At 45.9% G+C, this 14,227-nt stretch carries 14 protein-coding genes; all 14 read left to right on the top strand.

Annotated features, from left to right (window positions below; all coding sequences use genetic code 11):
• The coding region (locus tag AZ66_RS19710; protein WP_044356397.1) for a hypothetical protein at positions 1 to 359 on the top strand (359 nt) is incomplete at its 5' end.
• Between the two features lie 231 nt (positions 360 to 590).
• Positions 591 to 1,157, top strand: coding sequence for a TetR/AcrR family transcriptional regulator (locus AZ66_RS19705; protein ID WP_044356396.1), 567 nt, complete (start codon positions 591 to 593; stop codon positions 1,155 to 1,157).
• Positions 1,158 to 1,306: 149 nt separating this feature from the next.
• Positions 1,307 to 4,498: a bifunctional cytochrome P450/NADPH--P450 reductase gene (locus AZ66_RS19700; RefSeq protein ID WP_044356395.1), complete on the top strand. Its 3,192-nt coding sequence runs from the start codon at positions 1,307 to 1,309 to the stop codon at positions 4,496 to 4,498.
• A gap of 186 nt (positions 4,499 to 4,684) precedes the next feature.
• Complete coding sequence (locus AZ66_RS19695; protein WP_044356394.1) at positions 4,685 to 5,182, top strand: hypothetical protein; 498 nt, start codon at positions 4,685 to 4,687, stop codon at positions 5,180 to 5,182.
• Positions 5,183 to 5,233: 51 nt separating this feature from the next.
• Positions 5,234 to 5,659, top strand: coding sequence for a hypothetical protein (locus AZ66_RS19690; protein WP_044356393.1), 426 nt, complete (start codon positions 5,234 to 5,236; stop codon positions 5,657 to 5,659).
• Between the two features lie 66 nt (positions 5,660 to 5,725).
• Positions 5,726 to 6,259 (top strand): hypothetical protein, encoded by a 534-nt coding sequence (locus AZ66_RS19685; RefSeq protein WP_044356392.1) that lies wholly within the window; start codon positions 5,726 to 5,728, stop codon positions 6,257 to 6,259.
• A 175-nt stretch (positions 6,260 to 6,434) separates the two neighbouring features.
• Entirely contained in the window at positions 6,435 to 7,916 is a 1,482-nt protein-coding gene (locus AZ66_RS19680; protein WP_044356391.1) for a protein adenylyltransferase SelO, read from the top strand.
• A 413-nt stretch (positions 7,917 to 8,329) separates the two neighbouring features.
• The gene (locus tag AZ66_RS19675) at positions 8,330 to 9,496 is read left to right on the top strand and encodes a bis-aminopropyl spermidine synthase family protein (protein ID WP_044356390.1); all 1,167 of its coding nucleotides are present in this window, start codon (positions 8,330 to 8,332) and stop codon (positions 9,494 to 9,496) included.
• A gap of 23 nt (positions 9,497 to 9,519) precedes the next feature.
• A complete protein-coding gene (locus AZ66_RS19670) occupies positions 9,520 to 10,050 on the top strand; it encodes a GNAT family N-acetyltransferase (protein WP_044356401.1) in 531 nt (176 codons plus the stop codon).
• A 66-nt stretch (positions 10,051 to 10,116) separates the two neighbouring features.
• A complete protein-coding gene (locus AZ66_RS19665) occupies positions 10,117 to 10,593 on the top strand; it encodes an acetyltransferase (protein ID WP_044356400.1) in 477 nt (158 codons plus the stop codon).
• Positions 10,594 to 10,823: 230 nt separating this feature from the next.
• Positions 10,824 to 11,504 carry a TetR/AcrR family transcriptional regulator gene (locus AZ66_RS19660; RefSeq protein ID WP_082061659.1) on the top strand — a complete coding sequence of 227 codons (681 nt, stop codon included), beginning with the start codon at positions 10,824 to 10,826 and terminating at the stop codon, positions 11,502 to 11,504.
• Positions 11,501 to 12,724 carry a cytochrome P450 family protein gene (locus AZ66_RS19655; RefSeq protein ID WP_044356388.1) on the top strand — a complete coding sequence of 408 codons (1,224 nt, stop codon included), beginning with the start codon at positions 11,501 to 11,503 and terminating at the stop codon, positions 12,722 to 12,724. The genes AZ66_RS19660 and AZ66_RS19655 overlap by 4 nt, the downstream gene beginning before the upstream one ends.
• A gap of 199 nt (positions 12,725 to 12,923) precedes the next feature.
• The gene (locus AZ66_RS19650) at positions 12,924 to 13,829 is read left to right on the top strand and encodes an AraC family transcriptional regulator (protein WP_044356386.1); all 906 of its coding nucleotides are present in this window, start codon (positions 12,924 to 12,926) and stop codon (positions 13,827 to 13,829) included.
• 3 nt (positions 13,830 to 13,832) lie between these two features.
• Positions 13,833 to 14,227, top strand: a 395-nt coding sequence (locus tag AZ66_RS19645) for a class I SAM-dependent methyltransferase (protein WP_044356385.1), incomplete at its 3' end; no start/stop codon positions are given.

Raw genomic sequence — 14,227 nt, 5'->3', positions numbered from 1 at the left:
AGGAGTGGAGCAGACTAGCGGATAATCAGATCCTGTTTGAGTCATACATGATTGTTCAGAACCTAGGATCATACTTCGATGTCGCCATCGAAATGGATGAGGATGAGATTCCGTTGGTTAACGAGTATGGCAAGTCGCTTGCGATTTTCAACTCTGGTACGCCGCTTCGCATTGATGTCGTTGGGACTTTGGAGGGTCGCTGTCAAATTTATATGACCTATCTTAAAGCGCGTTTCAGCGATGAATCGATCTTGCAAATGCTCTCGGATCTTCAGAATATGCTCAATGACATCTGCCTACATCCGGATCAAAGCATTGCGAGCATGATCTCTTCCACCCCTGATCCTGTATGTATCTAAGTAAGTGGGTATGAAGCAACATTCTGGTAAGGAGCAACAATATTCGTGCGAAGGAGCAGAATGCGAAAGCATCTGCTCTTTTCATTTTTTTCAGCATTAGCTTCATCAAATTCTGATATCATTACTCCAGAATGAATTTCGGAACAAGCTCATTTTGTTCTTGAATCCCTGATTCGTATGGGATATTATGTAAGGGAATGAACATTCATTCCGCACAAAGGGTGATAGCTAGTGACCACGAACAAAAGAGACGATATTTTACTCGCCGCCTTACATCTATTTACTGTGCGCGGTTTCGATGCGACTACCGTACCGATGATCGCTGAACGAGCCAAGGTTGGCGCAGGCACCATCTATCGTTACTTTGAGAACAAGGAGGAACTGCTAAATTCCTTATTTCAAGAATGCACCGAGCAGTTCTTCCGCGCCGTCAAACAAGGCTTTCCTGAATCTGCAACCGTTCGCGAACAATTTCATCACATTTTTGTTCAGACCATCCATTTCGCGAAAGAGAACAGGGAAGCCTTTTCGTTCATTGACTCTCACTTGAATCCGCGATTATTGGACGAGAAAAGCCTCAAAACATTTGAAATAGGCATGGATTTTATTCGCCACTTTCTAATCAAAGGCCAGCAGCAGAACGTTATCTCACCATTGCCGCCGAATGCGCTCATTTCCATTTTCTACGGGGCACTTGTCAAATTGTTCGAAACGATCCGGGCAGAAGTGCTCGAAGAAACGCCCGAACTCCTCGCAGAAGTGGAGGAATGCTGCTGGAGTGCAATCCGAGTTCATTAACTCGATTGTTTTACTAGCAGTACGGAATGAATATTCATTCCTATCTGTCTACTGTCGACTTCAATCGTTCCTTGCTGCAAAGTAACACTGACATCTATGAGCTACCTCTTGCGAACGAGCTGCATACCATTTAGAGGAGGCAATATCATATGTCTATTGCGATTCCACAACCCAAAACTTACGGTCCTCTCGGCAACATTCCTCAATTGAATCCGAATTCACCTATCTTATCTTTCATGAATCTTGCCGATGAATACGGTGAAATCTACCGCATGAAGCTGCCATTCGGAACGCTTCATGTCGTCTCTGGGTACGAGTTGGCCAAGGAATTTAGCGACACTTCTCGCTTCGGTAAAATCGTAGATAAAACGATATTAAACAATGTGCGGGCATTTGCAGGGGATGGCTTATTTACCTCTGAGACGGACGATCCGAATTGGAAGAAGGCCCATAATATTTTGCTTCCGAGCTTCAGCCGCACAGCAATGCGGGGCTATTTTGACAAGATGCTGGATCTCGCGATGCAGTTAATTCAGAAGTGGTCGCGGCTAAACCCCGATGACTATGTTGAAGTACCTGAGGATATGACAAGACTGGCGATGGATACGATCGGGTTATGCGGCTTCAATTATCGATTCAACAGCTTCTATCGTGATCAGCCTCATCCATTCGTGACCAGTATGGTTCGGGCATTGGATGAATCGATGAATCAGGCGCAGCGACTCGGCATTCAGGATATGCTCATGGTGAAGACGCGGCGGCAATTTCAACAAGACATTGATGTGATGTTCTCATTAGTTGATAAGATCATTGCTGAACGCAAAGCGCACGGACACGAAGAGGCAAATGATTTGTTAGCTTACATGCTGCAAGGCAAGGATCCCGATACAGGCGAATCATTGGACGATGCAAACATTCGATATCAAATTATTACATTCTTAGTAGCCGGACATGAGACAACAAGCGGATTATTGTCATTCGCCCTGTATTTTCTGCTGAACAACCGCGACAAGCTGCAAAAAGGCTATGAGGAAGTAGATCGTGTATTGAAAGATCCCGTTCCCACCTATACACAGATCAAGAATTTGAAATACATTCGCATGATTCTGGATGAATCGCTGCGATTATGGCCTACAGCACCTGCGTTCAACTTGTATGTGAAACAAGATACGCTGCTGGCGGATCGATATGAGATGAAGCAGGGAGACCGCCTGCTCCTGCTGCTTCCGCAATTGCACCGAGACGCTGCAGTATGGGGACATGATGCGAACGAATTTCGTCCAGAGCGGTTCGAGGATCCTAGCCAAATTCCACATGATGCTTACAAGCCTTTCGGAATCGGTCAACGCGCTTGTATCGGTCAGCAATTTGCCCTCCAAGAGGCGACATTAATGCTTGGTTTAATCTTGAAGCATTTCGAACTCATCGATCATACCAATTATCAATTGAAGCTAATGGAGTCGCTAACCATCAAGCCCGAAGGGTTTACCATGCAAGTGCGCCCGCGACGCACTCAGACCGGCGCTGCAACCATTCACATTGAAAATCGTGACCCATCTAAGGAAGGAGCAGCCTTAAGCCGAGAGCCTCAACAACGATCCCTACACAATACGCCGCTCCTCGTATTATACGGATCAAACCTTGGCACAGCAGAGGGCATTGCCCGCGAACTAGCGGAGAAGGGCCGTCAACTAGGCTTCCTAAGTAAAGTCGCAACACTTAACGATTATGCAGGAGAGCTACCCAAGGAAGGCATCACCTATATCGTGACAGCATCGTATAACGGACAGCCACCCAGCAATGCACGACGCTTCATGAAGTGGCTGAAGGAAGTGGAGCCGGAGGCATTGACAGGAGTTCGCTATTGCGTCTTTGGTTGCGGCGATCATAACTGGCCTAGTACCTATCAGAGCATTCCCATATTCATGGACGAACAGCTCGCGGCTAAAGGGGCGAATCGTCTACTGCCTGTCGGACATGGCGATGTCAGCGGCGACTTCGAAACCGAAGTGGAGGAGTGGAGCAATAAGCTGTGGCCAACAGTTATGCGCTCACTGGATTTGAAATTTGATGGAATTGATGCGTTAAAAAAATCGACAGCTTCTTCTTTAACCGTCGAGGTTGTAAACATATCGGTTGAATCACCGTTTGCCGAAGTATACCCTGCACATTGTGCAACAATCATGGACAATCACGAGCTGCAAAGGGGAGGAAACGGGCGTAGTACACGCCATATCGAGATTGAACTGCCTGAAGGCGTGTCTTATCTTGAAGGGGATCATTTAGGTGTGTTCCCTATCAATTCGGATCATCTAGTCGAACGAGTAATCAGCAGATTTAACTTAAATGGAAGCGATCACGTGGTGTTGCGAACAATAGGGAACCACTCTTCTCATTTGCCGTTACATCGCCCAGTGCTGATACAGGATCTTCTAAGCCGGAGCGTCGAACTTCAGGAACCTGCCAGTCGAGCACAAATTCGCGAGCTTGCCGCCTTGACGGTATGTCCTCCGCATCGAATCGAATTAGAAGCGCTGCTTGAGGTAGAAGCCTATAAGCGGAACATCCTTGAGAAGCGTATATCGATGTTAGATTTACTAGAAAAATACGAAGCTTGTGTAATGACATTCGAGCGCTTTCTTGAGCTGCTACCGCCACTAAAAATACGATACTATTCGATATCCAGCTCTCCTCGTGTACAGCCAAATCAGATTAGTCTCACAGTAGGGGTCGTACAGAGTCCAGGATGGGTTGGACGCCATGAATATCGAGGAGTTGCTTCCAACTATCTAGCCGATAGACAACCAGGCGAATCCATCCAAATGTTTATTCAGCCACCTCAGTCCAATTTCCGGCTGCCAGAGGATCCAAGCACACCTATTATTATGGTAGGCCCCGGAGTAGGGATTGCGCCGTTCCGTGGATTTCTTCAAGCCCGGCAGGCCATGAAGGAGCAAGGGATTTCGCTCGGCAGCGCGTATCTTTATTTCGGCTGTCGAGATGCGACGGATCACGTCTATGAGGAAGAGCTGGAGCAATATCAACAAGAAGGGATTGTTACGGTATACACCGCATTCTCCCGAATCGAGGGTCAACCAAAAACATATGTCCAGCATCTCATCAAACAGCGACAGCACGAAGTGATCGGTCTCCTTGACCATGGGGGACAGTTCTATGTGTGCGGTGACGGAAGCGCTATGTCGCCAGATGTGGAGGCAACACTCAAGCAGATGTATCAAGACGTTCATGGTGTTAACGAGACGAGAGCAAACAGATGGCTGGAGCAGCTCGGTGCCGACGGAAGATATGTGAAGGATGTATGGGCAGGAAGGAAAGCTTAATGAACCAAAACAAGTTGTAAACGAGTTGCAGGACAAGGGCGCCTTAGATGGGCGTCCTTTACCATTTCGATTGATCAACTAGGTCATTCGTGTGATTGTGTTGCAAGAACCGGCTTTATATACTTGATTGGAGGTTGAAAGCACAGAAGACTTTCTAGCATCGCAGACTAGTAGGGGGGAATATCGATGATATATATTGAAGCTGCCGGGGTCGAGGAAGACGATATGTACTATTTTGAGATCGACGAGAACGGAACAGCTTATCGACAAATAAGCAAACATGGCGATTTACATAGCGAGGTCTCCACTGCGCCAGATTTTGTGCTGTGCGATCAGGAAGTATTTATTGAGGCGGGCGATCGTATCCTTACAAAGGAACAATTTGATTTCGAGTGGCAGCAAGCGATTAAGCCTAACCTAGCGGCATGGATGAAAACGAAGAGCCAGTATCCCCCGGGGAGTCCGGTTAGCGGTGAAATTGCGATGTTTTATCCGCAAGGATCAATTATCCGATTAAGCAATAATGCTTATGCCGTAACAGATTACAATAAACTAAGAGATCGAACGCCGGCACAATATTTATATCCAGGGTACTGTGTAGAAGGGGTTGTCGCAGATTATGACGAGGACAATTTATGGCTGGTTATCGAAGACTGTAAGATAAAGGAAGGAAACACTATATAGGTAACTGCAGCGCTTCTATTGAACCTAACTTTTACAGAAGGGAAGAGTAAGATGACGAAAGACGAGGCGCTATTTCTTCTCAAATGCCATGCCTTCCATCATGAGGACATCGAGCACGAGAAAATGACGAATGGATTTTTAGGCATGCTGAGACCTTTTCGCGGTGAATTGATTGAAGATAATTTCCACGAGCTGATGAAGATCATTGAAGTTCTAGCTGATGAGTTCGCGAAGTCGCAAGTAAACAGAATCTTGATATCGTGCTTTTGGAGCATCTGTCAGCTATCCCGGGCATGGGCTTTATATCCTGACGGCATGCTGCAGAGCAATGGCCTGCTTTCCCAAGAACAAGTTCAAAAAATGGATGAATGGGTAGACATGATCTCGTATGCAGTGATGGTATTATTGGAAGGCGAAGATCAATTAGAGGAAGCGCTATGGTTATATCGAGAATACTTGAACAATCAAGAGAAATGAGCAAAGCGTGAAGGCGAACCAAGGCTATATCGAGAGAAATACATACACTTGATTGGAGAGAATGCGATGAATAGCAAGCTTGCCTCATTAGACTGTATTCCATGGCAGCGAATGACAACCGCTTATGGAAGGGGAACGGACATTCCTCAACTGATTGAAGAAGGACAATATCATGAATTGGCTAATTTAATCGAGCATCAGGGGACATTGTGGCAGGTAACGCCATGGGTAATGCTTGTGTTGCTGCAGAAGCTGGCGGATCGAGCTCGCCAACCGGATCAAATTACGGAGAACGAAATGACGCCTTACGCGGCTGTTGCCTCCGCATTAGCCTTTCAAGACATGGAGGCGGGGCAAGCGGTTGACAAGATGGAAGACTTATTAGAAGAAAAGTACTTATGGCCGGAGAGCGAGGAAGAGGATGAGGAACAGTGGGAGGAAGGGGAGCCGCTTGGATATGATCCAATACCGTTCTTTAGTTATTATTACTATAGCTATGACATATTGAAGCAGGCAGTGCCTACTTTCACTGCAATCAAGAATGGCAATCGCCAGCTTGCTCCCACTATTGATGAGATTCTTCAGTTATTCGCAAGCTAATTTATACAGAACTTATCACCGTCAATAGAAGAATAGAGAAGGGTAATGCGTAATTTCGGTGATTTATCTATCTTTACCTTGGCCGCATGCTTACCTGAACAGGTATAATAAATATACGTTAGCAAACCCTAACAGCACGATACATACGAAATAGCAGGAATGAAAAGGAGATACAATGGACGAGAAACCTTCTAACTTAGACGCAGGATGGAACTTTGACAACAGTTACTCCCGTCTTCCACATTCATTTTACTCCAAGCTGAATCCAACTCCTGTACGAGCGCCGGAACTTAGTGTTTTGAATGAATCGCTCGCAGCCTCCCTAGGATTGAGTGCAGAAGCATTAAGAAGCGAGTATGGTGTAGCTACGCTTGCCGGCAATACGATTCCAGAAGGGGCGTTGCCGCTCGCCCAGGCTTATGCTGGACATCAATTCGGGTATTTCAATATGCTCGGGGACGGAAGAGCAATTCTGCTTGGCGAACATATCACGCCTACGGGCGAGCGACTGGATATTCAGCTTAAAGGCCCCGGCAGAACCCCATATTCACGAGGTGGTGATGGTCGAGCCGCCCTCGGGCCGATGCTGCGAGAATACATCATTAGCGAAGCGATGTACGGTCTAGGCATTCCAACGACACGCAGCTTAGCGGTAGTATCCACCGGTCAAGGAGTCATACGTGAATCAGAGCTGCCCGGAGCGATACTCACTCGTATCGCTGTGAGTCATATACGAGTCGGGACATTTCAATACGTATCCAATTGGTGCGGAGCCGAGGATTTGCATACTTTGGCTGATTATACGCTGAACAGGCACTTCCCAGGAGCAGCAGACAACAGTGACAACCGATATTTGATCCTACTCAAAGAGGTTATAAAGCGCCAGGCATCGCTTATCGCTAAATGGCAGCTTGTTGGATTCATTCACGGAGTCATGAACACGGACAATATGGCGATTAGCGGTGAAACGATTGATTATGGCCCTTGCGCCTTCATGGATGCGTACAATCCAGATACCGTCTTCAGTTCCATTGATCGAGAAGGCCGCTATGCATATGGCAATCAGCCGAATATTGGCGGGTGGAACCTTGCCCGATTCGCGGAATCCATCTTGCCGCTGCTGCATGACAACGAGTTGAAGGCCGTGGAATTGGCCGAGGAAGCCCTGAATGACTACTTTGAGCTGTATCATGGTCACTGGCTGGCTGGAATGAGAGCAAAATTAGGTGTTTTCAATGAAGAAGAGCAGGATGAAGCCTTAATCGACGACCTGCTGAATCTGATGCAGAAGCATCATGCTGACTATACGAATACGTTCCGCGCACTGACCCTCAATACTCGGGAGAAGCAGTCATCTTTATTCGACAGCACCGAATTTGAACAATGGCATGAGCAATGGCAAGCAAGACTCGCCAAACAACCGCAATCCAAGGAACAGTCTCATCAGCTTATGCGCAGCAGCAATCCTGCCGTCATTCCGCGCAATCATCGAGTTGAAGAAGCATTGGACGCAGCGTCGCAAGAAGGGGATTTCAGCGTGATGAAGCGGCTGTTGGATGTTCTCGCGAATCCATTTGCGTACTCTGCGGATCAGGATGAATACTGCGAATTGCCGCCTACGCCTTCCCGTCCTTACCGAACTTATTGCGGCACGTGATAGAGAGGCATGATTAGTAACTTGACATGTACATTTACAAGGTGTTACGATAAATGCATAAATTTTCTAGGGAGAGATGTTGATGTTGGCGGTCGTTCTTAACTAATCAAATTCCATAGTGAGGAATATGTAATGCCAGTGAGAAGTGTTGCTGCTTAGCAATATTTATTTGCTGTGGCTTTGCGTACCCTCGGAATTAGTTAAGAACAACGGATATCATACTTGCCTTAGGTCATAAGTATGCCTATTTATTGAACCCGCATCCGTGCTTCTTGAAGCACGGATTTTTGCTTTATTTGGGGGCTTATTTAGGCATCAATCAAGTAGGGCGTAGAATGACGTTTGTTCATTCTGCGCCTTTTTTTTGTGTGCAACGAATGAGCGTCATTCCGCCAACAAGGAGGAATTACCGAATGCGCAATTTTATCGACATCGCAAATGAAGGCGTACGCTTGGAAGAGGGGATCTCTGTCATCGAGCAGCTCTTGTTGGAATGTTATTTGAACCCTGGAATCTCTACCAAAGAATTGGCCCGCAAAGCTCTTATTCCGATACCAACTGCTGCTGCCGTCAAACGGGAACTTATCAAGGTCGGGGCCATTGTTCAGGATAAAGGAGCACGCTGTACCGTGAAAGGGAAAGCATGGGTTGAGGAACAATGGGGGTATATTGGAATCCATATATGCCTATATCAAGAGCTAATGGCTCTCGAAAATGGAGTCCATCCCAAACTGCACCATGTATTAGCCGAATTGCGGGAAATCATGAACCATCGGCCACAGGCCGATACTCGAATCGATCAATCTAAATGTACACCTGAGACTAGCTTACGTAGAGCAGTGCTTTGTTTGAGGCAGCAATTCTTAATTGGAAAACAGATTATGTGCGTAGGAGACGACGATTTGGTGAGCGTATCCATCGGACTACTGCTTCAAGCTCTTTTCCCTGATGGGAGACATTTCAAAACAACAGTGCATGTCGTTGATATGGATGAGCGATTTTTACATTACATTCATGACGTGGCACAGCAAAAACGATTGCCGATTCAATGCATCCATCACGACTTGAGAGAACCACTGCCGGCTAACTTGCAAGGGAAGTTCGATTGTTTCTTTACAGATCCGCCTTATACGCTTCAGGGGATGAGCCTCTTCGTATCTCGAGGTATTAGCGCTCTGCGGAAGAGAAAAGGATTGCCGATATTCTTATCCTTCGCACACAAGTCACCTGATTACATGTTAACGATGCAGCGTGAATTCCTGAGAATGGGGGTGACAACGAGTGCAACATTGCCGCGATTCAATGAATACGAAGGAGCAGAAATTATCGCGAACCGAAGCCAGATGATCATTCTCAAAACGACCGAGCGTACTATTCCCGAATGTTCAGGACCATTCATGGATGCACTATACACGGGCGAAGTAAGACAGACGATCCGCACGTACAAATGCAAACAGTGTGGGAACAAGATCACGGTTGGCTGCCAATGTGAGATGGCAACGATAGAGCAGCTCAAGCACCGAGGCTGCCACTCATGCGGCAACGATACGTTTGATTTCATAAATAAGAAAGCATTATGATATATCAAGAAGAAGGAGAAAACATGAACATCATCATTCGAAAAGAAACACAAGCAGACTACCAAGCGACGGAATCCGTTGTAGAAAAGGCATTCGAATCTTTGGAATTCAGTGACCAAAAGGAACATGAATTAGTATCCCGTATCCGGCAATCCGACGCATTCATTCCGGAGTTATCCTTAGTCGCTGTTCACAGTGATCATATGGTCGGTCACATCTTGTTATCTCGAATTACAATTCGTGGAGATAAGCACACCGTGGATTCACTCGCCTTGGCTCCCGTGTCAGTGTTACCGGAATACCAAGCTCTCGGAATTGGAAAGAAGCTGATCCGCGAGGCACTGCAACGAGCTGCACAGTTGGGATACGGTTCTGTGATCGTATTGGGTCATCCTCAATATTATCCGAAGTTTGGCTTCAAGAAGGCCTCTATAGGGGGGATACAGCCGCCATTTGAAGTGCCTGAAGAGGCATTTATGACATTGGAGCTGCAAGAGCACGCTCTGAAACACGCATCGGGGGTTGTACAGTATCCGAGTGTATTTTTTGAATAAATGGTCGTTCTGGCCGGTATGCAGATGATCAGGCCAGGTAGCGAGCCATATATGGGAGAGTCGATGATGAGATATCAAATTGTCGCGTATGATGCAAAATACCATGAACGATTAGTAGACATATGGCTTCGTGCTGTTCGTCTTACACACAAGTTTTTGACAGAAGAGGATATTGAATTCTACCATACGATCGTCCGCAACGAGGCCCTTCGAGCGGTTGAAGTATGGATTCCACTTAATGAAGATGGGAACCCGCTAGGCTTCATCGGACTTGATGGAACGAACATAGAGATGTTGTTCGTGGATCCAGACAACCATGGACAGGGGATAGGAAGTCGCTTAATTAAGCATGCAGAATCACTCAAAGGAAGTCATCTTCGAGTTGATGTGAACGAGCAAAATGAGGGAGCAATCATTTTCTACCAACGATATGGCTTCGTACAGATAGGGCGTTCAGAGCTCGACGGAACAGGACGACCATTTCCATTGCTGCATCTGGAACTAAAAATTGATCCATCGGGTAAGTCGTTTATATCGAAATAGAATCATGTAATCCTATTGCTGGTGAAATGATAAACGAAGTAATCGGGTGTTTTATATTCATATTTTATGTTTAGATGTTCAAGTCAGTCTCCACATAGGAGTTGGCTTGAACTCTTTTTATCTTGAGAGTAATTTCACAATCATAAAGATGATGGGCGTCATATTTGGATTGTTTCATCATATGATCGATACTGACCGAAAGGTTAGTAAAAAGTGAAGGAGGCGAAGCTTTGCCTGTAAGGCTCTACGAAAGAGAAAAAGTATTGAGGGCCTGCATATCCGTATTCGCGAGCAATGGTTATAAAAACACTTCGACTGGGATGCTGGCTGAAGCAGCCGGCACATCGAAATCTTTAATATTTCATCACTATACGAGCAAGAAAAAGCTGTATTTCAGCTTGCTGGATCATTGCTTTGAAAAGATATTCAGCGAAATTCGAGCGGACTACATACTCGATAACGAGGATTTTTTTGAGGCTATAGATACGATCAGCCGCTTAAAGCTCAATTACTTTCGCAAACACGCCAATGAATACAAATTGGTGTACGAAGCTTTCTATTTGACGCCTGATGAACTGAAAGAAGACATTGAGCTGAAGTATGGGCACGCAATTGCCATCAGGTATCAAGAGTGGGAACGCTTATTTGAAAAAGTTCAGCTGCGAGAAGGCGTTCAGCGCAGGCAAGCTTTTGAGCTAATCAAGATTACGCTAGAGCATTTCCAAAGGAAGTTTATTGTAGAGCTCAAGGATATAGATAACATTGAGGAAGAATGCCTTGATGTCTTGCTTGATGAGATGAAACGCTTCTGCTGCATGATCCGTCATGGAATTGCATCTGACACGAATGACACGACTACAGACCCAATGATTCATGGAAACGGCGAACGTGAAAAGGAGCGGAAAATATGAAGAGATTAACTAGCGACGACTTTATCTCTACGGAAACAAAGCACGATGTCGTCTCATTTTATGCGAAATTTTATGAGCAGCAGGAACCGCTGTACCGCCTTGATAATTTTTTTGGCATGGGGGAAGCATGGCTTGCATTTCGCCACGATGATGTTGTTGCAATATTGAAAGACCCTCGCTTCATCAAAGACATCCGCAAGCTGACACCAAAGGAAAAACCCATAGAGGAGAACGCATCCGTGAATGCCTTGATGGAATGGGTGATTAACATGCCGAATATGCTCACTGTTGATCCGCCCGATCATACCAGGCTGCGTAGACTGGTATCCAGAGCCTTCACCCCCAACATGATTGAGGAGCTACATCCCCGTATTCAGCAGATAGCCGATGAATTGCTGGATGCTGTGCAGGAGCAGGGAAAGATGGATCTCGTATCGGATTTTGCCTATCCGCTTCCTATCACCGTCATTTCGGAAATGCTCGGCATTCCCGTCGCTAAGCGAAGCCAATTCCGAGAATGGACGCGTACGCTTGGGCAAGTCTCACTAGATCCGAAGGAAAGTGAGGCGGTTGTTGCCACACTGAATGAATTTATTCAATATATTCAATTCCTTCTAACCGAGAAACGCAAAAATCCTGGAAACGATGTAATCAGCAGTCTTGTTCAGACCTATGACGAAGGCGATCAATTAAGCGAGAATGAGCTCCTATCGACCATATGGCTGCTTATATCCGCCGGACATGAAACGACATTCAATCTGATCGCGAACGGAACGCTGGCTCTGCTTCAGAACCCAGATCAGATGCGTCTGCTCCAGAACGATTCCTCTTTGGTGCCTTCCGCAGTGGAGGAATTGTTGCGTTTCGCTGGTCCAGTCTTGCTTGGCAGCCGTATTGCGGGCGAAGATATAATGCTTCACGGTCAGACGATCCGCAAAGGCGAAATGATTGTGATTACGCTGAACGGAGCCAACTTTGATCCGCATAAGTTTGCGAATCCAGGTACTCTGAACATTACGCGTGAAGAGAATGAGCACTTAACCTTTGGCAAGGGAATTCATCACTGCTTAGGCGCTCCATTGGCCCGATTGGAAGGTCAGATTGCTTTCCGCACACTGCTGCGACGACTGCCTAATCTGCGCCTGGCCGTTGCTCCCGAGGAACTAACCTATAACAAGGACTCTATGCGTTCACTTGCGAGCTTGCCTGTATTGTTTTAGGATACTCATCACGGTTTACTAGACTTTAAATCAACGTTCATATGTCCCCAAGTTTCGTCGTGTCAATGATACGCAAGCTTGAGGACGTTTCTTTTTTTGCAAACAAGCCTTTAGCAAGATTGGAACAGCATCTATCCCACAGAACAGATACAATAAAGGTAACAACGAACGACTGCTAGAAGAAAGGACAGATTTTGCATTGGATTACAATGACGATATTCAGCGCAGTATCGAGTATATCGAAACAAATCTAACCAGAGAGCTTACTGCCATTGAGATCGCAGAGCATATCGGATACTCGGTATTTCATTTTTGCAGAGTGTTCAGTGTTCACCAAGGCATGCCTCTGATGGATTTTGTACGCAAGAAAAGACTGATTCAGGCAAGGAGAGCGCTGCTATCAAACCGCAAAATTATCGATATTGCTCTAGAATACAGCTTTGAAACAGCAAGCGGTTTTTCCAAGGCCTTTCGCAAAGAATTCGGCTACAGCCCGACGGTATATCTCACGAAGTTCAAAGCATGGCGTTCAAGCAATCTATTCATTCATTTGGAGGGAGACAGAATGCAGCCTACAATTGTAACGAAACCTGAATTCAAAGTAGCTGGCTATGGTATTCACACGAATCTGGCGAACGGATTTACGAAAGACATCGCAGCCTATTGGGACACGTATATCGGTGACAATTTAGAAAGTAAGATGTATGAGCAATTAACTCCGCCGGAGCATGGCGAGGTAGGAATTTGTATCCCCGCATCAGATGAAGGGAATATTGTCTATTTATTTGGCGTCATCGTTAATGATTATAGCAAGGTTACACCCGACATGATAACTGTTGAAGTTCCTGAGGCTCATTATGCCGTCTTCACAACACCGCCAGTCGATTACTTCGGAAGCGATGCCGCTTATGATGCAGATCCGCTAGCTGCAGCCGTTCAAGCAACCTGGACCTATATTTTCGAAGAATGGTTCCCGAACAGTGGATATGTATACGATGAATCCAAGCTCGATTTTGAATTTTATGATGAACGCTGCCACGGCCAGCGCAATGTCGTCATGGATATTTATGTCCCAGTCCTAAAATATACTGTACAGGGGGAATAGAGTATGGAGAAGCAATATTATGGAGAATTATGTTCCTTATTTTATGATTTGGATAAGCCGGAAGCGCCGCAGGAGCAAATGGATTTCTGGATGTCTTATGCCGATAAGACAATGAGAATATTAGAGCCTATGTGTGGATCAGGCCGGTTTCTAGTCCCATTTCTTGAACAAGGCTATCAGATCGATGGATTCGATTTGTCTGCGGATATGATCAGTAGATGTAAAGAGAAGCTCACATCATTAGGCTTATGTACACGTATTGATTTATGTGATTTCAACAACTTTGATACATCGATTGCGAAGTATGATCTTATCTTTATCGCAGCCGGATCATTTTCCTTATTGACGGAGCAGGATGAGGTTATCAAGGCTCTCCAAGTTATGAAGAATTGCCTCAC

The organism is Paenibacillus sp. E194, assembly GCF_000935845.1.
Classification (GTDB): domain Bacteria; phylum Bacillota; class Bacilli; order Paenibacillales; family Paenibacillaceae; genus Paenibacillus_B; species Paenibacillus_B alvei_B.
The sequence above is the reverse complement of the archived record's forward strand: the minus strand, read 5'-3'. Positions and strand labels throughout refer to the sequence as shown.